This window comes from Kribbella sp. NBC_00709 (assembly GCF_036226565.1).
Taxonomy (GTDB): Bacteria; Actinomycetota; Actinomycetes; order Propionibacteriales; family Kribbellaceae; genus Kribbella.
Window position 1 is genome coordinate 8658246 of the sequence record NZ_CP108996.1, and the last position, 25172, is coordinate 8683417.

A 25172-nucleotide genomic window follows, 5' to 3' on the forward strand; every position below is an offset into this window, starting at 1 on the left:
GACTGATTCTTGCAGAGGCTAATCGCCGAACTCGATCCGCACCAACGGAAGCCTCATAGCCATATCAGCCGGCAGCGGGCCATCGCCGGCGAGATCCGGCAGGTCCAGCGTTCGCGCCGGTGCTTCGCCGCTCGCGTAGCCGGACACGATCACCAGCCCCGCCCGGAACAACGGGATCGGCGACCTCGCGAGCCTCCGCGGAATTCGGCGCGTCACCGCACGACCTCCCTCGGCATGGCCTCAAGTGTCTTGCGATAGCTGATCCAGCCAACCAGGCGTTTGCTTTCGAGCACCGGGACGGCGGCGCATCCGCTGCGGTCGAGGGCCTCGATCGCCTGGTCGAGGTGGTCCTCGGGTCTGACCAGGATCGGTAGCTCGAGGACGAGTGAGGCCGGGGCAGCGTCATGGCGCCCGTCGGCGAGCGCTTCGGCGACCACCCGTGCCGTGACGATGCCGACGTACTCGCCGCCGTCGTCGAGAACAGGCAGTACGCCGGACACCGACCGCGCCAGTACCGTCGCGACTTCCCGGAGCGGGCTGTCGCCGCGAACGCCGTCCGGTACGCCGGTCATCACATCCTCGACCGAGATCCGCGCCGCCGTACCGATGGTCTCCGCGCGCCCCAGATCCACACCACGGCGACGCAGCTTGAGCGTGTAGATCGTGTCGCCCGACAACAGGTGACTGACTCCTGTGGCCAGCACGATCGCGGTCATCAGGGGCAGGATGATCGAGTACTCGCCGGTGAGCTCGAACATGATCACGACCGCGGTGATCGGCGCCCGCGCGGCACCCGCAAAGACCGCGCCCATGCCGATCAGCCCGTAGGCACCCACCGCTCCGGCCGTCCCGGGCAGCACGAGATGAGCGGCAGCGCCGAACGCGGATCCGACCATGGCGCCGATGAAGAGGCTCGGCGCGAAGACACCACCGGATCCGCCGATACCGATCGTCAGACTCGTGGCCGCCATCTTCCCGACCGCAAGCAGCAGCAGGAACGCGACGCCGTACTCGCCCAGGATCGCATGGCCGAGCACCGGGTAACCCACGCCGTACATCTCGGGGAGCGCGATCAGCAAGAGTCCCAGTAGCACTCCACCGACCGCGGAGCGCAGCCACTCCGGGCCTCGCCAGACAGCGTCACAGGCGTCCTCGATCAGATAGAGGACGCGGGTGAAGGCGACGCCGACGACCCCGGCGATCAACCCGAGGGCGGCGAAGAGGCCGTACTGGCCCACGTGGTCGACCGAGAACTGCGGCAGGGCGAGGAACGGGACATCGCCGAGTACTGCGCGACCGATCGCCGCCGACGTGACCGCCGAGATCACGACCATCCCGAACGCCTGCGCGGTGAAGTCGGCGAGGATCAGCTCCATCGCGAAGAAGACACCCGCCAACGGGGCGTTGAAGGTCGCCGCGATTCCCCCGGCCGCGCCACAGGCCACGAGCACCCGCAACCGCGGCTCGGGGACCCGAACCAGGCGACCGACCGTCGACCCCAGCGCGGATCCGATCTGCACGATCGGCCCTTCGCGTCCCACCGATCCCCCACCACCGATGCACAATGCGGACGCCAACGCCTTCACGGCAGCAACCTGCGGCGCTATCCGGGCACCGTTTCGGCTCACGGCGTACATGACCTCCGGGACGCCGTGACCGCGTGCCTCCCGGGCGAAGAAGTGCACCAGCGGTCCATACAGGAGTCCGGCCAGCACAGGCACCCCGAGCAAGAACCAGCGACCCAGTCCAGGCAAACCCGGATGGGAAGCGCCCGGGGTTGCAGCATAGTCGACATGGCCGGTCGCCAGTCCGGTGAAGGTCGTGATCAACCAACGGAACAGGACCGCGAAGCCCGCCGAACCGGCACCGACCACGAGAGCGAGGATCAGGAGTCCGGAGTTCGCGGCGCGCAGAAGCCGGCGCGGACCAGTTCGGTACGACGCTCCTCGGGCAACGGTCAACGTATCAGCGGACATGAATTGCATTATGCAATATTTGGTCCCGACAACTCCGGTCGTCTCAGTCCACGACCAGACTTGGCGAGCGGACTGCGGGGACTTTGAGATCAGATGACGTTCGGTGGCCGCACCGGGCCCAAGCACCTTGGTCGGGTTAGACAGGATCGGAAGCCGGAACAAGTTAGGAGCGGTGGAACTGAGGATGGACGGTCACCAGAGCATCTGGTCGATGCTCGCGGCGGCTGCTCGGCGCCTGGTACGACGAGGCACCAGGCCCAACATGAGCACGCAACCAGATCCGTCTGCACGCGGGCAGTTGTCGGAATGGTCGGACGCCGAGCTCTACAAGGTGTGGTGCGCGACCGCGGCAGAACTGCTGAAGGCCCTGGAGGCCGAGCATGCCGATAACACGGTGACGGCCGCGAGGGCTCGACAGCATCTGCTGGCCGAGATCGAGCGCCGTCATCCTCGCGCAACGGCAGCCTGGCTCGCTTCGGACGCGATCCTGTCTGGCGAACCACCGACATTCCTCCTACACGACGCCAGCGGGTGAACTTGAGTTCTCTTGACGACTGGCGGAGGAGGCTTTGGCGACAACGAGGTGGCGGGTAGGTGTGGAACCAGGTTCACGTCGATGAGAGGAGACCGACAAGGACTCGGCTCGACAAGGCGTCCGGTGCCGCGGGCGCCTTCCATCAGGCTCGCAACACAGGCGACAGCGCAGGCGGCTGGTTCGATGTTGCCGTACTAGTCGAGAGCGAACTGAACGTCACCTCAGCCGACCTCCCACAAGTGCCCCTCGTCGAACAGTGATCGGTGCCGGAGGCAACAATGGGTCATGCGACCAATATGATCTCGATCATCGCGATCGCGACGGTCTTCGCGGTGGCGGTGCACATTGCTCTGCGTAGGAAGTGATTCCTGGGGTACTGGATCTCATCGGGCACGACAAGTGGAGCGATGGACAATGCCTCATCAGATTGTTGTTGCGGTCGAAGGTGAACTGTCCGATCACGACGCGTCCGCGGCGACCGTGTACGAAGCCGTCGACGGCCCGGTGGACTATCACCTGTTGATCGCCACCAAGGAAGCGAGTCACGGCGACAGCGGCCTCGCGATGCTCGGCGTGCGGCCGGGAGACACCTTCGGGTCCGCCGCGCTCGCACGGCGCATGAATGTGCTGCCACCCGGAGACGACGACTTTCCCGCCACCGACCTCGCCAACATCATGGCGCAAAGCGCCAGGCACCTCAGGACGGTGGGCGGCGGCAATGTCACTGTCGCGATCACTCACGGGGACATGCTGGCCGGTGCGCGCGCCTTGGTGAAGGCCACCGGCAGCCAGGAGGTGGTCTTCGTCGTCGAGCCTGGACGCTATCCACAGTTCGCGATGCCCGAGTGGAGACAGAAGCTGTCCGTCTACCTCAAGGCCCCACGAGTGCGAGCAATCCAGCATGTCGTCTGACTCCGGTCGTGGCGTCAAGACAGCCGCCCGTGTCGTGCCGTTGACGCGGGTATTGAGACTTGTTGACGTTCCGCGATGATGGTCTCGTCCGACTGGAGAGCACCTGTTTCCTCGTCTAGCGTCGTAGCCAGGTCCGACGGTCAGCTGGCGCGAGAGTCGGGCCGGGTGGACGCCGGGCGGCGGTCGTTGGGGGCGACCGTTGCCGGCGTCGCCTTGCTGTCAAACCCCGCAGACCTCTCGGCAGCTGAGGTTACAGCCGCTTCTCCGGGTCGGCGCCACGGTCGGCAGCGAGCCGTTGGAGCATGCGGTTGTAGGCATCGTGTGCCTCGTCGCTGTCGGGATCGAGCTGTTGTGCGGGATCGGCCCCGACCTCGGTCGCGATCACAGTGCTGCGTACGGCGTCCAGCCAACGGCCGGTCATCCGCTCGCGCTTGCTGGGCGAGGTGGCGACGCTGATCATCAGCCCGACGGCGGCGAACATCATCAGCCCGTCACCGACAGCCCACATAAGTCCGCCGGCAGTGTGGACGTCCGTCAAGGCCGGAGGCGCCCACGACGGGTGGTTGCGCATCATCACCGGGAACGGGTCAAGAGTGGCCTGGAGCAGCACGATGCCGACGATGGTGTCCGGCACCATCGCGATCAGGAACAGCACGAACCGCAGCAGATACCCCGCGTTCGAGCGGATCGGCTCCTCACCGAGCAGGGGCAGGAACAGCAGGTACCCGGTGGCGACGTACAGGACCTGCTCGGCCGTCATCAGCCAGGGATGCATCGCCATCTGGTCCATGAACCCGGTCAGGTGAGTCCCAATGATCACCACTGTATAGAGAACCAGGCCGGTGGCCGGATGAGTGAGGACACCGACCGGTCGCGAGGCCACGAACAACCGCGCCCGGGACTGGCGGCCGGCGGGAAGGGACTCGAGTACGACGGTGATCGGGTGCCCGAGGACGAGCAGGATGGGCACGACCATGATGAGCAGCAGGTGAAGCACCATGTGCATCCAGAAGACCGCCATCGCATAGCCACCGATCCCGGAAGCCACACAGATCCACAGCAACGCGCAGCCGCCGACGAACGACACCGCCCGCCAGAGGTGAACCGTCGACCGCCTCCGGCCCCGGATCCGCAGGACGCAATACCCACCCGCGAGCAACAGGCAGAGCGCCAGCCAACCCGGCGCCAGCTCCCAGCTGCCAACGAAGGATCCCCAGCTCAGCGGCGGCATATTACTCGGACCAGACATCGGCCTCGCCGTCCGTCCGACCAGCTGTCGCGTGTGATGCGCTCGCCATCCGCGCCTCCGTAACTTGTGCGCTGCAAGCATTGCACACTGCAATCCACGACCCGCACCGGGTCCGCACGGAACGCAGGAAAGCAAGGCGGATTGTGCTTGTCCCGCATCCCTTCGGCCCCGAGTAGCCCGAGGCGAGGGTCCAGAAGGTGACGATCGACAGCCAAATGTGAGGTCGCGCCGACTCCGAGCGTAAAACAGGATGTCTCCATGGACAGCCCGGAGATCGTGACCACCGCGCTCGGAGACGTCGAGATCGCGCGAGTCGACGCTCCCGGCCCGCCGGTCCTGTTCTTTCCCGGCGGACACTGCTCGGCGTGCGTCGATTGCGGCTGGGAGTTGTACGCCGGTCTGGGGCACTCGGTTGTAGCCTTCTCTCGGCCCGGCTACGGCCGTACGCAGGTCGGTGACCTGTCCGCCCTGGAGTTCATGCCCGCCGTCGAGAAGGTATGCGCCGCCCTCGGCCTGACCGAGATCGCCGCGGTTGTTGGGGTGTCCTACGGCGCTCTGCAGGCCGTACCGACCGCGTCTTCCGCGCACATCGGCGCCAAGCGTCTGATCCTCCACAGCGGCGCGCCATCGACGTTGCCCTATCCCGACTCGACCGCGGAACGCATCGCGGGGCCGGTGGTGTTCGGGCCTCGAATCCAGCACGCGACCTGGGCAGCGATCACGCGCCTCGCCGGCACCGAATCCGGCCTGCGTGCTCTGTGCGCCCCATTGTCGACGCTCCCCGTCGAGCAATGGTGGCCATCGTGGAAACAGTACGACCGCGAGCGGGCGCGGACGATGTTCCGCACCATGTCCTCGGACCGCGGGTTCGGCAACGACCTGCGGCAGTCGGGCGCGGATTCCGGCCGGTACCGCCGTTGGCTGCTCCAACGAATCGCGTGCCCGACGCTGATCACCGGTTCCCGCCACGACGGCGGCGTCAGGTTCGCGCATGCCGAGGACTTCGCCGCCGCGATCCCGGGCGCGAAGCTCGTCGCTCTGGACTCGCCGACCCACTTGTTCTGGATCGGTCCGGAGGCCGACAGCGCCAGACAAGCCGTCCGGGACTTCCTGACCACCACCTGACCGGATGCCTCCAGCAGTTCGTTTCTCCTCGGCCGGTCGATGACAGGTCTGGGACGGCGGGAGTGAGGGAGCATCAACCGGGGCATAGGGTCCCGTGCTGAGCCAAGGACCCCGACCCGAGTCAAGAGTCGCTATCGCGGAAGGCGCAGATGAGAACTGAGCGGACTGGCCGTCCAGGTGCCCGGCCACGATCGGCGAGGCAACTATTGAACAGCCGCTCGGTGTTGCTGTTCGCGTTCGCGTTCGCTGTGATGGCCGATCCGGTCTCATCGGTGGCCTACGCGATCGAGGCGGCGCTGCGAGCGTTGCACGGCGACCTCGAATTGTTGCTGCCGACCATGGGGCTGGTTGTCGCGATCGTGGTCGTGGTCATCGTCAACTACCACCAGCTCGTCGCCCGCTATCCCCAAGGCGGTGGCGCGGCGGCGGCCACAGGGGAGGCCTTCGGCGAAGGTGCTGCGTTCGTACCGATCGGTGCCCTGGTGGTCGACTTCGTACTCACCATCGCCATCAGCTCCGCCGCCGGTGCGTCCGCACTCATCGCATTCGTTCCGGCGCTGGCACCGTGGCGGGTCGTACTGGCGTTACTCCTCGTGCTTGTGGTTGCAGGCGGGACCTGGTTCGGCCATCTCGGGCGGACGGTGTTCGCGGTCATGACGGTTCTGTTCATCGCGTTGACCGTCGTGATCTTGGTGTCCGCATTGTTCGTCACACCGCACCCAACGGGACCTTCCAGCACCGATCCAGGCCATTCTCCCCTCCTTGCCGTCGCGCTCGCGTTCCCGGTCGCGATGGCACTGGCCACCGGCATCGAGGCACCGTCGTCCGCGATCGCCCAACTTGGCCAGCTCGACGACCCCGGCCGACGCCGGTTCGGGCGCGCGACGCTGTGGCTGACCCTCGCTGTAGTCGGGACCCTTACGCTCGGTCTGACCGCTCAAGCGGTCCGGCTCGGTATCGGGGTACCGCACGAAAACAGCACCCAGATCGCCGAACTGGCCCGGGCCGCAGCGTCTGGGCCCGTGTTCGCCATGTTCCAGCTCGCCACCGCTTTGCTGCTGCTGTCTGCGGCCAGCTCGTCTTTCCAGGCCGGTCCCGGCCTGTTCAAGGCGCTGGCTCGTCGCACCCATTCCGACGGAACCAAGACTGGCATCCTGCCTGCGTGGCTCGGGCACACCAACGCTCACCACACCCCATACTGGGCCGTCGCGGTCTTTGCTCTCGCCGCCGGCGCCGTCACCGCCGCGGCCGGCGGACGCGACCAGGAACTGGTGCTGTTCTACGCGGCCTCGGTTTTCGTCAGCTTCTTCGCGGGACTCGTCGCTATGGCTCGCTTTTCAGTACAGGACCACCGCCCGGGGTTCCTGGCCATCAACATCGTCGGAGCGGCCGCGGTCGGGTTCACCCTCGTGGTCAACCTCACCCGTGGCGACCCGGTGATCTCCATCGGTGCCGCGCTCGCCATCGCCGCAGCCTTGTACCGGATGTGGGTCCGGTCCGGCCGGCCACGCGGCATCCGCAACGTCGCAGCCGAGGCCGAGGCCGAACTGCCCGACGAATAGTCGGCGTCGGACCCGCTAAGCCTGTGGTACGTCGCGACGGTTGAAGGCGACGAACCCGAGGAGCACCAACACCGTGGCAACGGCGGTCAGTGCGGAGAGGGTTCCGACATCGACCGCGCCGAGCGGAGGGTTTCCGACGTGCGTCGTCGGGGCGAGGTCGAGCACCCATCGCGCGAGCTTCAGCCCGGGACCCAAGAACGCAATGAAGGTGACCACGGCGTAGCCAGCCCAGGCTAGGCCGAAGCCGCGCGGCCACCAGCCGAACAGCACCAGCGCGAGACCTGCCAGCACCAGCTCTGCCGGCAGGTAGTCCAAGCCCGCCTTCATGATCGCGCCGAAATCGTGGGCATCTCCAACAGACCACGCAGTCGAGACCGCGAGAACCAAGGACGAGACGACGACAATCAGAACCAACCCACCCGCAACGACGACGGTGTGAGCCGCCAGCCAGCGAAGTCTCGAGACAGTACCGGCCAGTCGCGTCTCCAGGCGTCCGTCGGCCTCCTCGGCACGGAGAGTGCCGATCGCCTGGATGACGTATCCCCCGGCCACGACCGCGAGGTAGAGCTGGGTCACGGCAACGAATCCGTTCAGCGGGCGGCCGCCTTGGATGCCCATGGACTCGGCCAACGCGGGATTCCCGGCCATTGCGTCGAGCAACTGCTGGGCCAGAGAGCCCATCATCGCGGTCAGCAGAATCCCGCCGGCGAGCCAGCCCAACGCCGCCGGTCGGTGGATCCACACCGCCAAGCCGATCGGCCGCCGCTGGAGCCGCCCCGCTCGCGGGGGCCCGGCGTTTCCTCCCAGGAGGGCGCTGCCGACGTCGCGACGGCCGGCCAGCCACACCGCGGCGCAGCCCAGGGCAAGTCCGACGACGATGGGGATGGCGAGCACCCACCACCGCTGACTTCCGAACGGCGCTGTCTTCTCCGCCCAGCCCAGCGGAGACAGCCAGGTCAACCAGGTCTGGGTCGCGTCGCCGACACCGCGGAGCGCGTAGGCGACGGCCAGCATGATCAGGCTCCACAGATAGACACCGCGCGAATGCAGCGCCAGTTGTGCCACCAGTGCCGCGAAGCCGGCGAACACGAATGCCAGTCCGCCGAGCGCTGCGCCGTACAGGATGGCGCCGGACGCCGAGACCCCGGCGAGAACAAGTCCACCCACGAAAAGAACGGATGTGACGACGATCGCCGCGGTCGCGACCGCAAGGGCGGCCAGGGCCGGCTGAGGCCGGGCGATCCGGCCGCCCAGGATCGTCTCCAGCCGGCGCGACTCCTCCTCACGTCGCGTCGAGCCGGCGACCAGGCCGATACCTAGCAACGGCAGCAAGAACGAGGCCAGGAATCCGAATTCGTCCTGGATCACCCCGCCCAAACTGTCAATGCCCTCGACCTGCCCGTTGATCGCCGCCAGCGCGCTGCCGGACGTGACCGCCTCGGCGTAGGTGTGGATCTTGGCCGGGGTGTCGTACATGCCGGCCACAGCCGCGGCCGTCCCAACCATGCCGGCCACAAGGGCGGAAACCCACACCACGATGCCGCGACGGCGCGTGCGCCAAACAATCCCGGCCACGATGCCCAGGCCGCGCCGACGCCGAACCACTGGACGGTCGGCGGCACTCATTGCGCGGCCTCCGCAAAGGTCTCGCCGGTCTCTTGCGCATCCAGAGCGTCTCCGTAATTGCGCAGGAACAACGTATCCAGGCTCGGCGGCGTGGCAGTCAGAGCGTGGATCCGGGCGGCATGCAGCCTGCCGATCGCCGCGTCGAGGTGGTCGGCGTCAATCGTGAACCGAAGATCCACCCGTCCGTCCAGCTGTTCGGAGACCCAGTCGCCCACCCCATCGGCTCGGGCGAGCCCCTGGGGTTCGCGGCTGGTGACAGCGTGCACCGCCGTACGGGTGTGACGGCGCAGGTCGGCGAGACTGCCGGTGGTCACCGTACGCCCGTGCCGAACAATGCTCACCCGATCAGCCAGCGCCTCCACCTCGCCCAGTATGTGGCTGGACAGCAGCACCGTGACACCAGCCTCGCGGCGCTCGTGCAGACACTGCTGGAAGGCCTGCTCCATCAAGGGATCGAGCCCGGAGGTGGGCTCATCGAGGACGAGCAGTTCGGCCTGCGCGGACAGCGCGGCCACCAAGGCAACCTTCTGCCGGTTGCCTTTGGAGTAGTCCCGGATCCGCTTCGTCGAATCGAGTTCGAAGCGTTCGATCAACTGCTCCCGGCGCATCTCGTCGACACCGCCGTACGTCGTACCGATCACGTCGAGGCACTGGCCGCCGGTCAAGCCGGGCCACAACGCGACGTCCCCGGCGACGTAGGCCAGACGACCATGCAGTTTCTCGGCTCCCCGCCAGGGATCGGCCCCGAACAGTTCGACGTGACCGCCGGTGGCCCGGATCAACCCGAGCAGGATACGGATGGTCGTCGACTTGCCCGCCCCGTTCGGGCCGAGGAAGCCATGTACCTCGCCCGGACGAACAGTCAGGTCCAGGCCGTCGAGGGCACGAACTTTCCGAAGGTCTTGGTGAGTGTCTGGATATGGATAACGTCTTTCACGAATGCTCCTCCTCGGGCGCGGACACGAAGGCGCCTTGCTGGTAGACGGCGGTGACCTCCTTGGCCCAGCGGGACATGCCCTCCGGTGTGAGCGGGTCGACTCCGATCGCCGCCGCAACCTGATTCCGCAGCAGCAGTACCGCCAGGTCGTTGACCAGCAGGAACGCAGCCCGAACCGCCGCGTCCTCACTCGGCCGGGTGGCGCCGAGCTCGCCCATGGTGTCCAGCAGGTGGCGAGTCTGGGCGAACCAACGGCCGAACAACGCCGCGCCGGCGGGATCGTTGGTGAGCAGCAAGCGGCGGAGGTACGCAGGCAGCGGCGAGCCCGGCGGAAACGCACGCGCAAACATCTCCGCCACGGACGCCCAGCTGTCCCCTGTCATCGACTCGACCAGATCGTGCTCGTTCATCGTGAACAGCGAGTCGAAAGCCTGCCCCGCATAGGCGTCCACAGCGGCGCGCAGCCCGTCCTTGCTGCCGAAGTGATGCACCACAAGCGCACTCCTCCGACTCAGGCGAGCCGTCGACTCCCACGACGACGGGACCGATGCGTTGTTCGCCGCGTACCACGACCACCGGGCAACAAACCTTCGCTACGAGCGAGGTCGCAACGGAGCCCTGTACCGCGGCGGAGAGATTCCTGGGTGACCTAGCACCGAGGACGATCACGTCGGACCGGGCTGCCTGGTGGAGGAGCGCGCCTACCGGGTCGAGATCGGTCAGCCATCCAATGCCCCTGTCGTACTCGAGCCGATCCCGGACGTACTGCACAGCGACGTCGAGTTCGACCTCGGCGTTGTCCTGAGCCGGCGCAGGCGACGCTGACCCGCCCCGGCCGATCGGTGTACGCGGCGATAGTTGATTCGACCGAGACCGGACCACCGTGACCGACGCGCCGCGCAGGAGGGCCGCCTCAACCGCCCAGTGCAGTGCGACCTGACTCTCTTGAGTTCCGTTGCCCTCAACGACAATGCGCTTCGCCATCACCGATCACTCCGGTATCAGCTCGACCAGATACTCGCTAGTGGTGCGCGCACCTCATCGATGACATGAGCCGTCACAAGCTTGGGACATTCGGCCTGGCGGGCACGGTCTGGCCAGGAATCTCGTCTGGTGAATCGACTCGGCGAGCCTCGAGAACCTCTGCTGAGCCGAGCTGCCACGGGACGTTGATCACCATCACGCCAGGTTGGAACAGGAGCCGGGCCTTCAGACGCAGGGCGCTCTGGTTGTGCAGGAGCGCTTCCCACCAGTGGCCGACGACGTACTCCGGGATGAATACCGCGACCAGGTCACGTGGACTGGTCCGCCGTACATCCTTGACATAGCTGAGCACCGGGCCGGTCACATCGCGGTACGGCGAATGGAGCACCTTCAGAGGTACTGAAATACCCCGCTCGCTCCAATCGCGCAGCAGGGCGTCGGAGGCATCGTCATCGGTGCTCACCGTCACCGCGGTCAGCGAGGTCGGACGGGTGGCTCGCGCATAAGCGAGGGCTCGAAGCGTCGGCGCGTGGAGCTTGGAGACCAGGACGATCGCGAAGACCCGCGGTGGCAGCGTAACGCCACCCGGACGGGGTTCGAGTTCAGCAGCCACCCGGTTGTAGTACCGCCGGATGCCCTTCATCAGCAGGAACAGCGCCGGCATCGCCAGTACGACGATCCACGCGCCATGGGTGAACTTGGTGATCAGGACAACGACCAGAACGACCGCGGTGAACACGCCTCCGAGGGCGTTGATCGCTCGCGACCGCTGAATCGACGCGCGCACCACGGACAGCGGCGCGTCGCTCAGCTTGCGTGTCCAGTGCACGACCATGCCGAACTGGCTCAGTGTGAACGACACGAAGACGCCAATGATGTACAGCTGGATCAACCGCGTCGTACTCGCATCGAAGACCCAGATCAGCAGACCGGCGAGCGCCGACAGGATCACGATCCCGTTGCTGAACACCAGCCGGTCCCCTCGCCGCGAGAACTGCCGAGGCAGGAAGCCATCGTGGCCGAGCAGCGACGCCAGGATCGGGAAGCCATTGAACGCCGTGTTCGCCGCGAGAATCAGGATCGCAGCCGTGAACAGCTGTACGGCGAAGAAGCCGATCGAGTGGTAGCCGCCGAACACCGCGCCGGCGACCTGGGCAATGACAGTGCGCTGCTCGTATCCCTCCGGCGCCCCGATCAGCCGAGCCGGGTCATCCACGACGTGCACGTGCGAGGTCATCGCCAAGGTGGTGATGCCGGCGAACATGGCGATCGTGATCCCACCCATGATCGCCAGGGTGCCCGCGGCGTTCTTGCTCTTCGGCGGTTTGAAATTCGGCACGCCGTTGCTCACGGCCTCGACGCCGGTCAGCGCCGTACATCCCGACGCGAAGGCCCGCATCGCCAACAGGACAACGACCAACCCACTGGTTTGGGTCGCCGGCGTGATCCCGAACGGCGCTGACTCCGCGTGCACCGCGTGACCGCTCAGCAGGCGGCCGAAACCGACCGCGATCATCGTCAGCACGATCGCGATGAAGCCGTACGTCGGAATCGCGAACGCCGTACCGGACTCCTTGATCCCACGGAGATTCATCACTGCGAGCAATGCGATCATCCCGATCGACACCACCACGGCATGTGGGCCGAGGGCGGGCACAGCGGAAACGATGTTCTGTACGCCGGCTGCGACCGACACCGCCACGGTCAGCACATAGTCGACCAGCAGCGCGCTCGCAGCCACCAAAGACGCGTTCTCGCCGAGGTTCGCGCGACTGACCGCGTAGGCGCCACCGCCATTGGGATAGGCGTGACAGGTCTGCCGGTACGACGCCACCACGACCACGAGTAGTGCGACGACTACCGCGGCGATCCACGGCGTGAGGTGGAGCAAAGTCAGGCCGCCGAGGCTGAGCATGAGCAGGATCTCTTCGGTCGCGTACGCGTTCGAAGAAAGTGGGTCGCTGCAGAACACCGGCAGCGCGAGCTTCTTCGGCAAGAGCGTCTCGTCCAACCGCTCGCTGCGCAACGGCCGCCCGACCAGGAACCTCTTCGGCAGCTCTAACACCTTCACGGCCCAAGCCAACCGTGTGACAGGTGCCGTCAGCATCCTTCCTGACAACTTCCTAACACCGCTCCTCACTCTTCTCACGTCGCTCTAACACCGCGCACTGAAGCAGCTAGTAACGTGACGTTGGTGAGGCGACTCCTCGACAGAAGTCAGCGGGGACGCGGAGTGGTGGTGTTGGGCGCGGCCGTCGGACCGCTCGCGGTCTGTGCGGCGATCGCTCCGTTCCGCGAGGACCTCGAGAACACGAACACCGCTCTGGTGCTGGTCCTCGTCGTAGTCATAGCAGCGGCGACCGGGCCGCGGTGGGCGGGAATCGTTGCCGCGTTGTCGAGCACCGTGTGGTTCGACTTCTTCCTCACCCAGCCCTACCAGCACTTCACTATCACCAGCCAGGCCGACATCGAGACCGCCGTACTGCTGACTCTCGTCGGCATCGCGGTCGCCGAGGTGGCGCTCTGGGGGCGTCGCCAGCACGCTCGCGCCAGTAGGCAGCGCGGCTACCTGAACGGCGTCGTCCAGACCGCAGGTCTGGTCGCGGCCGGAAACTCGAGCACCGAAGCCCTAGTCGAGCACGTGGCCGAGCAACTGGTCGAGCTCCTGGACGTGGACGACTGTCAGTTCGACAGCGACACGCGTGAGGTCGCGCCGGCCGCCGTGCTCCGGGACGGCACGGTTGTTCGACGAGGCTGGGACGTCGACGTCTTGCGGTTCGGGCTGCCGACCGACAGCGAGATCGAACTCCGCGTTCAGCACGACGGCATCACACGCGGGCGGTTCCTCCTGGTCGCATCGACTCGCTCCGTCCGTCCGTCCCGCGCACAACTGCAGGTCGCCGTCACACTGGCGGACCAGGTCGGCGCCGCCCTGGCGACGCACGAGCTGTCGTGATTCAGGGCTCGAAGCGGTAACCCATGCCTGGTTCGGTGAGGAGGTGCTTGGGGCGGGCAGGGTCCGGTTCGAGCTTGCGGCGGAGCTGGGCCATGTAGAAGCGAAGGTTTCCGCCGGCGGTGCTGTACCCCGCACCCCAGACCTCGGTGAGGAGCTGGTTCTGGGACATCAGCTTGCCTGGGTGACGGACCATGACCTCGAGCAGGTGCCACTCTGTCGGCGTGAGCCGGACGTCGGCACCCGATCGGAGCGTGATCCGCTTGGCCACCAGGTCGATCTGGATATCGCCGACCATCAGGATCGGCTGCTCCTGGACGGAGCTGCTCCGCCGCAGTGCAGCTCGCATCCGAGCGAGCAATTCGTCCATCCCGAACGGCTTCGTCACGTAGTCGTCAGCGCCGGCGTCCAGCGCCTCGACCTTGTCCGCTTGCTCGATGCGCCCCGACAGCACCACGATCGGCGCATCCGTCCAGCCGCGCATGCCATGGATCACCTCGATACCGTCGAGGTCCGGCAGGCCCAAGTCGAGGATCACCAACTCCGGTGGCTTCTGCGCTGCAATCTCCAGAGCCGCCTTTCCCGTCGCCGCGACATACACGTCGTACCCACGGGCCTTCAGGCTGATCTGCAGAGCGCGCGTGATCTGTGGTTCGTCGTCGACCACCAAGACCCTGGTCACGGGGCCTCCCGTCCTGGACTGAGGAGCCGAGGGAGCGAAGCGACCGGAGCGACGAGGGAAGGACGGGAGTCACAGCCCCGTGACCCGCCGCGCCGGGGGCGTGGCATCAACAGAGTCATTGTGGATCCTCGGCCTGCGATCGCTCGCGGGTTCCGGGCTCCGGCAGATCGCTGTGGTCAACCGTTGCTCTAGGCAAGGACACGACCATCGTGAGGCCGCCGCCAGGCGTCTCCTCGGGTTGTAGCGTGCCGTGCATCGCCTCGGTCAGCCCGCGCGCCAGCGCGAGACCGAGCCCGACGCCGACCGTGTTGTCGGTGTCGCCGAGACGCTGGAACGGCGCGAACACCCGATCGCGATCCGCCGGCGGGATCCCAGGCCCTCGGTCGATCACCCGGATCTCGACGGTGTCGCCCAGCGCGCTCCCGGTGACCAGCGGCGCCTCGCCTTGCGGTGAGTAGCGGATCGCATTGCCGACGAGGTTCGTGATCACGCGCTCCAGCAGCGCTGGGTCGGCGTCGATCATGGGCAGCGTCTCCGGGATGTCCACAGTTACCCGGGCGCCGCCGTCCTCCTGCTCGGCGAGTGCGGCCGGAATGATCTCGTCGAGTGCCATCGGTCGCGTGAAGATCGGCAGTACGCCGGCCTGCAGGCGACTGAGGTCGAGCAGGTTGTCCACCAGTCGCGACAACCGGTCCAGCGACTCGTCAGCGGTCTCCAGCAGTTCCTTGCGCTCCGATTCGGTCCATTCCACGTCCTCACTGCGCAGACTTGTCACTGCTGCCTTCGCCGAGGCGAGTGGCGTTCGGAGATCGTGGCCAACCGCTCGCAGGAGCGCCGTACGCAGCTTGTCGGCCTCGGCGAGCGGCTTCGCCTCGGCAGCCACCTCACTCAGTCGCGCCTTGTCCACGAGCGCTGCCGCATGTGCCGCGAACGCTCCGACCAGACGTCGCTCGTCGGCGACCAACTGCCGGCCCTGCAGGACCAGCACCAGGCCGTCCCGTGCAGGGATCTCCGCATCGGCCTCCTCCGGCCGAGTGCAGGTCAGCGTCCCAGCTGACGCCAGCGGCCGCCATACCGCCCCCGGGTCGTCATCCGCCAACTCCATCAGGCAGGCGCCGTTCATCCCGAAGGCCTCGCGGACCCGTTCCAGCAAGGCCTGCAGCGCGGTCTCGCCCCGCAGCACGCTGCCCGCCAACGTGGCCAGCGTCTCCGACTCGGCGGCCGCCCGGGCCGCTTGCCTGGTACGGCGTGCCGCCCGGTCCACGACCGAACTGACCATCGCCGCAACCAAGATGAAGATCACCAACGCAAGCACATTGTTGAACTCGGCAATGGTGAACGTTCCGGTGGGCGGGGTGAAGAAGTAGTTCAGTACGACCGATCCGCCGACAGCCGTGACCAGCGCCGGCCACATCCCGCCGACCAATGCCACTACGACGACGGCCAGCAGGAACGCCAGCACGTTGCTGGTGAGGTTGAGCGAGTCGTCACCGAGACCCAGCAGCAACGCCAGCACCGGTTGCAGAACGATTCCGAGGACGAATCCCTGGATCTTGCGCCGCTTCGACAGGCTGCCCTGAGTCCGCGGCAACCTGCCACGGCCGATCTCCGCATGGGTGACGATGTGTACGTCGATGTCGCCGGAGTTGCGGATCGTGGTGGCGCCGATCCCCGGTCCGGAGAACGCCGTGCCGAACCGCGAGCGCCGACTGCCGCCGAGCACCAGCTGGGTCGCGTTCTCCGCCTTCGCAAACGCCAGCAGAGCCTCGGGGACATTGTCACCAACAATCTGGTGATACGTTCCACCGAGTTTTTCTACGAGCTCACGCTGCTGAGCGAGCTTGGCCGGGTTGGCGCCGGTCAGTCCGTCGGACCGCGCGACATGGACAGCGAGCAGATCGCCGCCGGACGACCGCGCCGCGATCCGCGCGGCCCGCCGGATCAGCGTCTCACCCTCAGGGCCACCCGTCAGCGCGACGACCACGCGCTCCCGGGCTTCCCAGGTGGAGTCGATGTCGTGCTGGGCGCGGTACTGCTGCAGGCCGGCGTCGACCCGGTCGGCCAGCCACAGCAGCGCCAGCTCACGCAGCGCGGACAGGTTGCCGACCCGGAAATAGTTGCCCAGGGCAGCGTCCACCTTGTCGGCGGCGTACACGTTGCCGTGCGCCATCCGCCGGCGCAGCGCCTCCGGCGTCATGTCGACGAGCTCGATCTGGTCCGCGGCCCGCACCACCCGGTCCGGGACCGTCTCGTGCTGCGGTACGCCGGTGATCTTCTCGACCACGTCGTTGATCGACTCGAGGTGCTGGATGTTCACCGTGGTGATCACGTCGATCCCGGCGTTCAGCAGCTCGTCGATGTCCTGCCAGCGCTTCTCGTGCCGGCTGCCTGGCACGTTGGTGTGCGCCATCTCATCAACGAGCGCCACGGCTGGCCGGCGAGCCAAGACGGCGTCCAGATCCATCTCGGTGAAGCTCGCACCGCGGTAGTCCATGATCTTCCGCGGCACGAGCTCCAGACCCGCGAGCATCTCGTCGGTGTTCTTTCGGCCGTGGGTCTCCACGAAACCGATCGCTACGTCGGTGCCCCGGACACGCCGTCGTTGCCCCTCGCCCAGCATCTTGTACGTCTTTCCGACGCCGGGCGCGGCACCGAGATACACCCGCAGATGCCCGCGCTTGCTCATAGCTGAATGCTCCCTGGTCCGTGCCCGTCAGCCAAGCGCGGCCAAAGCCTGGTTCAACGTCACGACGTTCACCTGCGGCTCACCCAGGAACCCCAGCGTGCGCCCCTTCGTGTTATCCGCAACGAGTTCTTTCACCTTCGCGACGTCCAGGCCTCGCTCACGGGCCACCCGGTTCACCTGCAGCGCGGCGTACGCCGGGCTGATGGCCGGGTCGAGACCGCTAGCTCCGGCCGTGACCGCGTCCGGCGGAACCTGCGACTCGGCGACGCCCTCGAGCGCTGCGACAGCCTTCTTCCGCTCCTGGATCGCCGCGAGCAGGTCGGCGTTGTTCGGTCCGAGGTTGGAGCCGCCGCTGGCCATCGCGTCGTACGCGCTCGCCGACGGCCGGGTCTGGAACCACTTCGGGTCCGCGACCATGATCGCCTTCCCGTCGTCGTCCTTCTTGCCGCTGTCCATCGTGTACGCCTGGCCGATCAGGTCGGAGGCGACGGCCTTGCCGTCCACCTTGACGATCGAGCCGTTCGCATTGCCGTGGAACAGCGCCTGCGCCACCCCGGTCATCACCAGCGGATAAACGATACCGAGGGCCACGGTGAACACCAGCAGAGCCCGGAGCGCGACCCCGAACTGCCGGACCGAGCCGGGGAGATTGCTTGCCATTGACAGATACCTTTCAGCGCAGCCCGGGGATCAAGGAGATCACCAGGTCGAGGAGCTTGATGCCGATGAACGGGCTGATCAGACCGCCGATGCCGTAGATCAGCAGGTTGCGCCGCAGCATCGCGGACGCCGACGACGGCTTGTACTGCACGCCTCGCAGGGCGAGCGGAACCAGCGCGACGATCACGAGTGCGTTGAACACGATCGCCGACACGATCGCCGACTCCGGCGAGTGCAGACCCATCACGTTCAGCTTGTCCAGGCCCGGGTAGGCCGCCGCGAACAACGCCGGCAGGATCGCGAAGTACTTCGCCACGTCGTTCGCGATCGAGAACGTGGTCAGCGAACCGCGGGTGATCAGCAACTGCTTGCCGATCTCAACGATCTCGATCAGCTTGGTCGGGTTCGAGTCGAGGTCGACCATGTTGCCGGCCTCCTTCGCGGCCGACGTACCGGAGTTCATCGCCACGCCGACATCGGCCTGCGCCAGCGCCGGAGCGTCGTTGGTGCCGTCACCGGTCATCGCGACCAGCCGGCCGCCCTCCTGCTCCTTCTTGATCAGCGCCATCTTGTCCTCGGGCGTCGCCTCGGCCAGGAAGTCGTCGACCCCAGCCTCCTCGGCGATCGCCTTCGCGGTCAGCGCGTTGTCACCGGTGATCATCACGGTCCGGATGCCCATCGCGCGCATCTGATCGAACCGCTCCCGCATGCCCGCCTTGACGACGTCCTTCAGGTGGATGACCCCGAGCGCACGCGCCTTCCCGTCGACGCTCTCCGCGACGACCAGCGGCGTACCGCCGGAGGCCGAGATCCCGTCCACGATCTCGCCGAGCTGCCGATCGGTGGTACCACCCTGGGCACTGATCCACGCGTTGACCGCACCGGCCGCACCCTTGCGGACCTGCCGGTCGTCCACGTCCACGCCGCTCATCCGCGTCTGTGCGGTGAACTCCACGAACGTCGCGTGCGGCAACTCTCCGGTGTGCCGCTCCCGCAGCCCGTACCCGGTCTTCGCCAGTACGACGATCGAGCGCCCTTCCGGCGTCTCGTCGGCCAGGCTGGACAGCTGCGCCGCATCCGCCAGCTCGGTGTCGGACACGCCCTGGACCGGGATGAACTCCGACGCCTGCCGGTTGCCCAGCGTGATGGTGCCGGTCTTGTCCAGCAGCAGCGTGTTCACGTCACCGGCGGCCTCGACCGCACGACCGGACATCGCCAGCACGTTGCGCTGGACGAGCCGGTCCATGCCGGCGATACCGATCGCGGACAGCAGCGCACCGATCGTGGTCGGGATCAGGGCGACCAGCAGGGCCACCAGGATCACGATGCTCAGGTTCGTGTGCGCGTAGTTCGCGAACGTCGGCAACGTCGCCACCGCGATCAGGAACACGATCGTCAGGCTGGCCAGCAGGATGTTCAGCGCGATCTCGTTCGGCGTCTTCTGCCGCGAGGCGCCCTCGACCAGGGCGATCATCCGGTCGATGAAGCTCTCACCGGGCTTGGTGGTGATCTTCACGACGATCCGGTCCGACAGCACCTTGGTGCCGCCGGTGACCGCGCTGCGGTCGCCGCCGGACTCCCGGATGACCGGGGCCGACTCGCCGGTGATCGCCGACTCGTCGACGCTCGCCACCCCCTCGACCACGTCACCGTCGCCGGGGATGATCTGTCCTGCCTCGACGACTACGCGGTCGCCCAGCTGCAGAGCGGTGGCCGGGACCTCCTCCTCACCGGTGTCGGTGAGGCGGCGCGCGGTCGTCTCGGTCTTGGCCCGGCGCAGCGTCTCGGCCTGGGCCTTGCCCCGGCCTTCGGCCACGGCCTCGGCCAGGTTGGCGAACACGACGGTCAGCCAGAGCCAGACCACGATCCACCAGACGAACACGCTGGAGTCGGTGACGGCCTTGATCGTGGACGCGACGGCGCCCACTTCGACCACGAACATGACCGGGTTCTTCACCATCAGCCGCGGGTCGAGCTTCTTCACCGCGTCCGGCAAGGACGTCAGCAGCATCTTCGGGTCGAACGCACCCGAAGGTGCCTTCTTCGCCACCTGCTCCGGAGCTGGAGGAGGGGTCTTCACTTGCGTTGTCACAGTCCCTCCGCGAGGGGTCCGAGGGTCAGAGCTGGGAAGTAGGTCAGGCCGGTCACGATCAGGACGACACCGACCAGCATCGTCACGAACAGCGCCTTGTGGGTGGGCAGCGTGCCCTGGGTCACCGGCACCGGCTGCTGCTGCGCGAACGAGCCGGCCAGCGCCAGCACGACCACGATCGGCACGAACCGGCCGAGCAGCATCACCAGCCCGAGAGCCGTGTTGTAGAACGGGATGTTCGCGCTGATACCGGCGAACGCGCTGCCGTTGTTGTTACCGGCCGAGGTGAAGGCGTACAGCACTTCGGAGAAGCCGTGCGGACTGTCCGTGTTGAGGATCGACGCCCGGGCGGTCGCCAGCCCCATCGCGATCGAGGCACCGACCAGAACCAGAGTCGGCGTGGCGAGGATGTACAGCGAGACCAGTTTCATCTCGCGCGCGGTGATCTTCTTCTTCAGGTACTCCGGGGTCCGGCCGACCATCAGCCCGGCGACGAAGACCGTCAGGACCGCGAGCACCAGGATGCCGTACAGACCGGTACCGGTACCGCCCGGTGTCACTTCTCCCAGCATCATGTGGAACAGCGGTACGCCGCCACCGAGCGGGGTGAACGAATCGTGCATCGAGTTGACCGCCCCGGTCGACGTACCGGTCGTCGAGACGGCGAACAGCGACGACGCCCACTCACCGAACCTGGTCTCCTTGCCCTCCATCGCCGCACCGGCGGCCCGGGTCGCCGTACCCGCGCCCCGGACCTCGAACAGCGTCGCGAGGACGACGAAGGCGCCCCAGATCGTGCCCATCACCCCGAGGATCGCGTAGCCCTGCCGCTTGTCCTTCACCATCACACCGAAGGTCCGGGTCAGGCAGACCGGGATCAGCAGCAGCAGGAAGATCTCGAACAGGTCGGACAGCGGGTTCGGGTTCTCGAACGGGTGGGAGGAGTTCGCGTTGTAGTAGCCACCACCGTTGGTGCCGAGCTCCTTGATCACTTCCTGGCTGGCCACCGGACCACCCGGGAGCGTCTGCGTCTGGCCGACCACCGAAGTGACCTCGTGCCCGCCGGAGAAGTTCTGTACAACGCCCAGCGCGACGAGCAGCAGACCGCCCAGGATCGCGATCGGCAGCAGGACGCGGATCACCGTCCGGGTCAGGTCGACCCAGAAGTTGCCCAGCCGGTCGGTCTTGTTCCGGGCGAACCCGCGGATCACCGCGATCGCGACCACGATGCCGACGGCCGCGGACAGGAAGTTCTGGACTGCGAGGCCGGCGAACTGGACCAGGTGGCCCATCGTGACCTCGGGGACGTAGGACTGCCAGTTGGTGTTCGAGACGAAGGACGCGGCGGTGTTGAACGCCAGTCCCGACTCGACCCCAGGCAGGCCGTTGGACAGCGGCAGGGCGTGCTGCAACCGCTGGATCAGGTAGAGCAGGATCACGCTGATGGCGGAGAACGCGACCACCGAACGGGCATAGACCGCCCAGGTCTGCTCGGCCTTCGCGTCCACCCCGAACAGCTTGTAGGCCCCGCGCTCGACCCGGGAGTGCTTCTCGCCCGTGTAGACCCGAGCCATGTACCCGCCCAGTGGCCGGTAGCAGGCCGCCAGGAGCACGATGAGAAGGCCGACCTGTAACAGGCCGGCTGCGGTGTCGGACATCAGAACCTCTCGGGGAAGATCAGGGCGGCGACCAGGTAGAGGACCAGAGCCACGGCCACAACCAGGCCGGCGATGTTCTCGGCGCTCACAACTTCTCCACTCCACGCAGCGCGAACCAGACGGCCGCGAACACGACGACGGTGAGAACCAGGTACGCGACGTCAGCCATGACGGCACCACCCCGGGACAGGAATGCTCATGAATCCACCCCACACCAATCGCTGCGTACTCAGCGGCCTTCTCACAGACCTCTCACACCCGCTGGGCAAACTCTCACAACCCTCTAATCTGCTACCCATTGCACATGGATGTGCACTGAATGTAGTCACCCAGTCAGTGCACCACCGCCCAGGATCTTGGTCATCACTGAGCCAGCTAGAAGCGGGCTGGCTGAGGGACCGACTCAGCCAGGTCCAGCAGCACCGGAGGGTCTGGTGGCCGTTGCCCATGATGCTGGTGAGTGGCAGCAGGTCGGACTCCGGGACAGCCAGTCGCAGGGAGGGAAAACGGTCGAAGAGGCGGGACAGCGCGATGCTCGCCTCGGCTCGGGCGAGTGGGGCGCCGAGGCAGAAGTGCACGCCGTACCCGGAGGCGACGTGCTGCTTGTCCGGCCGAGTGGCGTCGAACACCGCCGCCGTCTCGCCGTGCGTTCGCGGGTTGTTGCTTGCAGCACCGAATGACGCCAGGATCGCCTCACCCTGGCGAATCGGCGTACCGTCCGGCAGCCGGATGTCGGTGACGGCGTAGCGCATCGGGATGTGGCTGACCGGCGCGGCGTACCGCAGCGAACATCAGCCCTTGCCGCGTCAAATGTTAGTGACTAACATTCAATCATGGGTACCAGGGCTGCGCGGACGCGGGACCGACTGCTGACGGCGGCGCTGGAGTTGTTCACCGAGCGCGGGTACGACGCAACGAGCGTGAGCGAGATCGCAGCGCGGGCCGGAGTCACCGAGATGACGTTCTTCCGGCACTTTCCCCCGGCAAGGCGAGTCTGCTGGTCGACGATCCCTACGATCCCGTGATCGGTACGGCGATCCGCCGGCAGCCGTCCGGTCTCGATCCGATCAGCCGCGCGGCCCGCGGGATCCGTTCAGCCTGGCGACAGCTTCCGCCACCATCGGTGGAGGACGTACGGATACGGCTCCGCATCGTCGCTCAGACCCCGGCACTGCGGGCGAGCATCGCCGGCGGCACAGCCGCGACGGAAGCTGTGATCGCCGACGCGCTGACCAGCGGCAAGACCAGCCGGACGGAGGCGTTGATCGCGGCGGGCGCGGTGATGGGTGCACTCAACACGGCCCTGCTCCAGTGGAGCCTGACCGACGGCGACGATCTCGGACAGGCGATCGAGACCGCTCCGACTGTCTTGGCTGATCGACGTGGCTGAGCATGCAGTCGAGGCACGAGATCTGGTCCGTACGTTCGACGACGGCACCGGCGTCCGCGGCGTGGACATCTGGGTCGACCCAGGTGCGATCCATGCGCTGGTCGGGTTGAACGGCGCCGGAAAGACCACCCTCATGCGACTCCTCCTCGGCATGCTCGAGCCGGCCACCGGCACGATCACCATCGCCGGTCAAGACCTGGACCACGCCGACTGGACCTCGGTCGGGCACCTGGTCGATTACCCGTTGGCCTACCGGGAGCTGACCTGCCGGCAGAACCTCGCGCTCGGCGCCAGGCTGCACGGCGTCGCACCAGCCAACATCACCGGCCTCATCGAAGCCGCCATCGCCGAACTCGGCCTGACCCAGTACGCCGATCGCCGCGCCGTCAAGCTGTCACTCGGCAACCGGCAACGCCTCGGCCTCGCCTCCGCGCTGCAACACGACCCGCGCTTCGTAGTACTGGACGAACCCACCAACACCCTCGACCCGGCCGGCGTGATCCTCCTCCGGGAGGCACTCCTGCACCGCGCCGGCGCGGGGAGCCGCCGTACTGGTCAGCAGCCATCACCTCGACGAGGTCGCACGCATCGCCGACCGCATCTCGGTCCTGAACGCCGGACACATCATTGGCACCCTCGACCCGCACGGCATCGACATCGAGCGATCCTTCTTCGACCTCGTCCACACAGACGACGCGGCCGTATGATCATCGGCCTCGTCACCGAGTTCACCAAACTGGCCCACGCGACCGTGGTCCGGGCCACCACGGTCCTGATGGTGTTCGGGATCTCGTTGATCTGCGCATCGATGCTGTTGGCCGTTCACACCGACGATCCCCAACTCGCCGCCAAACTCGGACCGCTCATCGACCCCGGCGGATGGGCCGGCTACCTCGCCGTCGCCGTCCAGGTAACCGGCGCCGCAGGATTCGTCGGGTACGGCGTCGTGCTCAGCTGGCTCTTCAGTCGCGAATTCGCCGACGGCACCATCGCCGGCCTCTTCGCGATCCCGGTCTCCCGGCGAGAGATCGCCGCCGCCAAGCTCATCGTCTACGTTGCCTGGGGACTCGTCACCGCCACGGCGTTGCTGCTCGCCCTGATCGTCCTCGGCCTCGCCAGCGGACTCGGCACCATCCCCGCCGACGCCGTTCCGTGGATCGGCCGGCAGTTCGCCATCTCCGTCTTCAGCATCGTCATCGCCACCCCGGCCGCCTGGGCAGCAACCCTCGGCCGATCAGTGCTCGCCGGAATCGCAACCACCATCGCCATCCTCGTCCTGTCACAGGTGAGCGTTATCGCCGGAGCGGGCGGCTGGTTCCCGTTCGCCGCACCCGCCCTCTGGGCGATCCACAGCGACATCACCGTCACGCCCCTCCAACTCACGCTCGTGATACCGGTCGTCGCACTCGGCGTCGCGCTGACCCTGCGATCCTGGCGGCGCTTGCAACTCGACCGATAGACCCGTTCGCCAAGCTCTCGGGTCAGGCCAGGGCCAGGAAGAGCTTTTCCATCTTGGCCAGGTCGACGTCGCTGTCCTCATCGGTGAGGCATTGCTGCAGGCCGGTGGCGACGATGGCGTAGCCGGCGCGTGAGAGCGCCTTGTTCACGGCGGCGAGCTGGGTGAGGACCGACTCGCAGTCCGACCCGTCCTCCATCATGCGGATCACGCTGCCGAGGTGCCCGTGAGCGCGCTTCATGCGAGTGATGATCGGCTTGATATCGGTGGGTGCGAGGTCCATCAGCGGCCTTCCTTCTCGTCCAGGGCGGCCAGGGCCGCGGTCAGGCGTTCGCGCGCATCGGCCGCGATTGTGGCGAGCGGTTCGCCGGCGTCACCGGCGAGGGAGACCATAGCGGCCGGGTCGAATGCCTCGACGACGGTGGTCCGGGCGTCGACGGCTCGCACGACGACGTTGCAGGGCAGCAGGGCTGCGATCGAGGGGTCGGCCTGCAAGGCCTGGTGGGCAAGTTGGGGGCGACAGGCGCCGAGGATCACCTGCGGGGGGGACGTCGACGTCCAGCTTCTGTTTCAGCGTCGCTCGGAGGTCGATCTCGGTGAGCACGCCGAATCCGGCCTCGCCGAGCTGGGCGCGGACAGCCTCGACCGTCTCGTCGTACGGGCGTTGCAGTGTGATCGCGAGGGTGTAC

The 25172-nt window shown here is 67.0% G+C and carries 24 protein-coding genes and 1 pseudogene; 8 read left to right on the forward strand and 17 right to left on the reverse strand.

The window, feature by feature from the left end:
* Positions 1 to 18: 18 nt before the first annotated feature.
* Together OHA18_RS42130 and OHA18_RS42135 are read right to left on the reverse strand one after the other, a co-directional pair.
* Positions 19 to 216 carry a hypothetical protein gene (locus tag OHA18_RS42130; RefSeq protein WP_329001027.1) on the reverse strand — a complete coding sequence of 66 codons (198 nt, stop codon included), beginning with the start codon at positions 214 to 216 and terminating at the stop codon, positions 19 to 21.
* A complete protein-coding gene (locus OHA18_RS42135; protein ID WP_329001028.1) occupies positions 213 to 1976 on the reverse strand; it encodes a chloride channel protein in 1764 nt (587 codons plus the stop codon). Before OHA18_RS42135 ends, OHA18_RS42130 begins: the two co-directional genes overlap by 4 nt.
* Positions 1977 to 2148: 172 nt before the next feature.
* Between OHA18_RS42135 and OHA18_RS42140 the strand changes: the two genes are divergently transcribed.
* Together OHA18_RS42140 and OHA18_RS42145 are read left to right on the forward strand one after the other, a co-directional pair.
* The gene (locus OHA18_RS42140; protein ID WP_329001029.1) at positions 2149 to 2511 is read left to right on the forward strand and encodes a hypothetical protein; all 363 of its coding nucleotides are present in this window, start codon (positions 2149 to 2151) and stop codon (positions 2509 to 2511) included.
* A 414-nt stretch (positions 2512 to 2925) separates the two neighbouring features.
* Positions 2926 to 3423, forward strand: coding sequence for a hypothetical protein (locus OHA18_RS42145; protein WP_329001030.1), 498 nt, complete (start codon positions 2926 to 2928; stop codon positions 3421 to 3423).
* Between the two features lie 250 nt (positions 3424 to 3673).
* Here OHA18_RS42145 and OHA18_RS42150 read toward each other — a convergent pair whose 3' ends face one another.
* Positions 3674 to 4654 (reverse strand): cytochrome c oxidase assembly protein, encoded by a 981-nt coding sequence (locus OHA18_RS42150; RefSeq protein WP_329001031.1) that lies wholly within the window; start codon positions 4652 to 4654, stop codon positions 3674 to 3676.
* A 276-nt stretch (positions 4655 to 4930) separates the two neighbouring features.
* Between OHA18_RS42150 and OHA18_RS42155 the strand changes: the two genes are divergently transcribed.
* Both OHA18_RS42155 and OHA18_RS42160 read left to right on the forward strand, forming a co-directional pair.
* Complete coding sequence (locus tag OHA18_RS42155; protein ID WP_329001032.1) at positions 4931 to 5797, forward strand: alpha/beta fold hydrolase; 867 nt, start codon at positions 4931 to 4933, stop codon at positions 5795 to 5797.
* A 221-nt stretch (positions 5798 to 6018) separates the two neighbouring features.
* Positions 6019 to 7359, forward strand: a complete 1341-nt coding sequence (locus OHA18_RS42160) for an amino acid permease (RefSeq protein WP_329001033.1) — start codon at positions 6019 to 6021, stop codon at positions 7357 to 7359.
* 15 nt (positions 7360 to 7374) lie between these two features.
* Here OHA18_RS42160 and OHA18_RS42165 read toward each other — a convergent pair whose 3' ends face one another.
* The 5 genes and pseudogenes from OHA18_RS42165 to OHA18_RS42185 all read right to left on the reverse strand — a co-directional run bounded on the left by OHA18_RS42165 (position 7375) and on the right by OHA18_RS42185 (position 12977).
* Positions 7375 to 8985, reverse strand: coding sequence for an ABC transporter permease (locus OHA18_RS42165; RefSeq protein WP_329001034.1), 1611 nt, complete (start codon positions 8983 to 8985; stop codon positions 7375 to 7377).
* Complete coding sequence (locus OHA18_RS42170; protein ID WP_329006216.1) at positions 8982 to 9926, reverse strand: ABC transporter ATP-binding protein; 945 nt, start codon at positions 9924 to 9926, stop codon at positions 8982 to 8984. The genes OHA18_RS42165 and OHA18_RS42170 overlap by 4 nt, the downstream gene beginning before the upstream one ends.
* Positions 9919 to 10416: a TetR/AcrR family transcriptional regulator gene (locus OHA18_RS42175; protein ID WP_329001035.1), complete on the reverse strand. Its 498-nt coding sequence runs from the start codon at positions 10414 to 10416 to the stop codon at positions 9919 to 9921. Before OHA18_RS42175 ends, OHA18_RS42170 begins: the two co-directional genes overlap by 8 nt.
* A 127-nt stretch (positions 10417 to 10543) precedes the next feature.
* Positions 10544 to 10906: pseudogene (locus OHA18_RS43480) on the reverse strand (universal stress protein); the annotation flags it as partial.
* 73 nt (positions 10907 to 10979) lie between these two features.
* A complete protein-coding gene (locus OHA18_RS42185) occupies positions 10980 to 12977 on the reverse strand; it encodes an APC family permease (RefSeq protein WP_329001037.1) in 1998 nt (665 codons plus the stop codon).
* Between the two features lie 123 nt (positions 12978 to 13100).
* Between OHA18_RS42185 and OHA18_RS42190 the strand changes: the two genes are divergently transcribed.
* Positions 13101 to 13862, forward strand: coding sequence for a DUF4118 domain-containing protein (locus OHA18_RS42190; protein ID WP_329001038.1), 762 nt, complete (start codon positions 13101 to 13103; stop codon positions 13860 to 13862).
* A 1-nt stretch (position 13863) separates the two neighbouring features.
* Here the strand turns inward: OHA18_RS42190 and OHA18_RS42195 are convergent, their stop codons facing one another.
* The 7 genes from OHA18_RS42195 to OHA18_RS43485 form a co-directional block, all read right to left on the reverse strand.
* Positions 13864 to 14541 carry a response regulator gene (locus OHA18_RS42195; protein WP_329001039.1) on the reverse strand — a complete coding sequence of 226 codons (678 nt, stop codon included), beginning with the start codon at positions 14539 to 14541 and terminating at the stop codon, positions 13864 to 13866.
* Positions 14542 to 14656: 115 nt separating this feature from the next.
* Positions 14657 to 17227: a sensor histidine kinase gene (locus OHA18_RS42200; protein ID WP_329001040.1), complete on the reverse strand. Its 2571-nt coding sequence runs from the start codon at positions 17225 to 17227 to the stop codon at positions 14657 to 14659.
* Between the two features lie 27 nt (positions 17228 to 17254).
* Positions 17255 to 17887: a potassium-transporting ATPase subunit C gene (locus tag OHA18_RS42205; RefSeq protein ID WP_329001041.1), complete on the reverse strand. Its 633-nt coding sequence runs from the start codon at positions 17885 to 17887 to the stop codon at positions 17255 to 17257.
* A 13-nt stretch (positions 17888 to 17900) separates the two neighbouring features.
* Positions 17901 to 19898: a potassium-transporting ATPase subunit KdpB gene (kdpB, locus tag OHA18_RS42210; RefSeq protein WP_329006217.1), complete on the reverse strand. Its 1998-nt coding sequence runs from the start codon at positions 19896 to 19898 to the stop codon at positions 17901 to 17903.
* 77 nt (positions 19899 to 19975) lie between these two features.
* On the reverse strand, positions 19976 to 21637 hold the full coding sequence (kdpA, locus tag OHA18_RS42215) for a potassium-transporting ATPase subunit KdpA (RefSeq protein WP_329001042.1): 1662 nt from the start codon (positions 21635 to 21637) through the stop codon (positions 19976 to 19978).
* Positions 21637 to 21726 (reverse strand): K(+)-transporting ATPase subunit F, encoded by a 90-nt coding sequence (kdpF, locus tag OHA18_RS42220; protein WP_131363646.1) that lies wholly within the window; start codon positions 21724 to 21726, stop codon positions 21637 to 21639. The genes kdpA and kdpF overlap by 1 nt, the downstream gene beginning before the upstream one ends.
* A 72-nt stretch (positions 21727 to 21798) precedes the next feature.
* Positions 21799 to 22422, reverse strand: coding sequence for a cytochrome P450 (locus OHA18_RS43485; protein WP_442914436.1), 624 nt, complete (start codon positions 22420 to 22422; stop codon positions 21799 to 21801).
* A gap of 48 nt (positions 22423 to 22470) precedes the next feature.
* Here OHA18_RS43485 and OHA18_RS42225 point away from each other — a divergent pair, with 48 nt between their 5' ends.
* From OHA18_RS42225 to OHA18_RS42235, 3 genes are read left to right on the forward strand one after another with little or no spacing between them, the layout of a single operon-like run.
* Positions 22471 to 22662, forward strand: coding sequence for a TetR/AcrR family transcriptional regulator (locus OHA18_RS42225; protein ID WP_329001043.1), 192 nt, complete (start codon positions 22471 to 22473; stop codon positions 22660 to 22662).
* Entirely contained in the window at positions 22659 to 23027 is a 369-nt protein-coding gene (locus tag OHA18_RS42230; protein ID WP_329001044.1) for an acyl-CoA-like ligand-binding transcription factor, read from the forward strand. Before OHA18_RS42225 ends, OHA18_RS42230 begins: the two co-directional genes overlap by 4 nt.
* Entirely contained in the window at positions 23020 to 24486 is a 1467-nt protein-coding gene (locus OHA18_RS42235) for an ATP-binding cassette domain-containing protein (RefSeq protein ID WP_329001045.1), read from the forward strand. The genes OHA18_RS42230 and OHA18_RS42235 overlap by 8 nt, the downstream gene beginning before the upstream one ends.
* Positions 24487 to 24508: 22 nt before the next feature.
* Here the strand turns inward: OHA18_RS42235 and OHA18_RS42240 are convergent, their stop codons facing one another.
* Both OHA18_RS42240 and OHA18_RS42245 read right to left on the reverse strand, forming a co-directional pair.
* Entirely contained in the window at positions 24509 to 24766 is a 258-nt protein-coding gene (locus OHA18_RS42240) for a metal-sensitive transcriptional regulator (protein WP_329001046.1), read from the reverse strand.
* Positions 24766 to 25020, reverse strand: a complete 255-nt coding sequence (locus tag OHA18_RS42245) for a DUF302 domain-containing protein (RefSeq protein ID WP_329001047.1) — start codon at positions 25018 to 25020, stop codon at positions 24766 to 24768. The genes OHA18_RS42240 and OHA18_RS42245 overlap by 1 nt, the downstream gene beginning before the upstream one ends.
* Between the last annotated feature and the right edge of the window lie 152 nt (positions 25021 to 25172).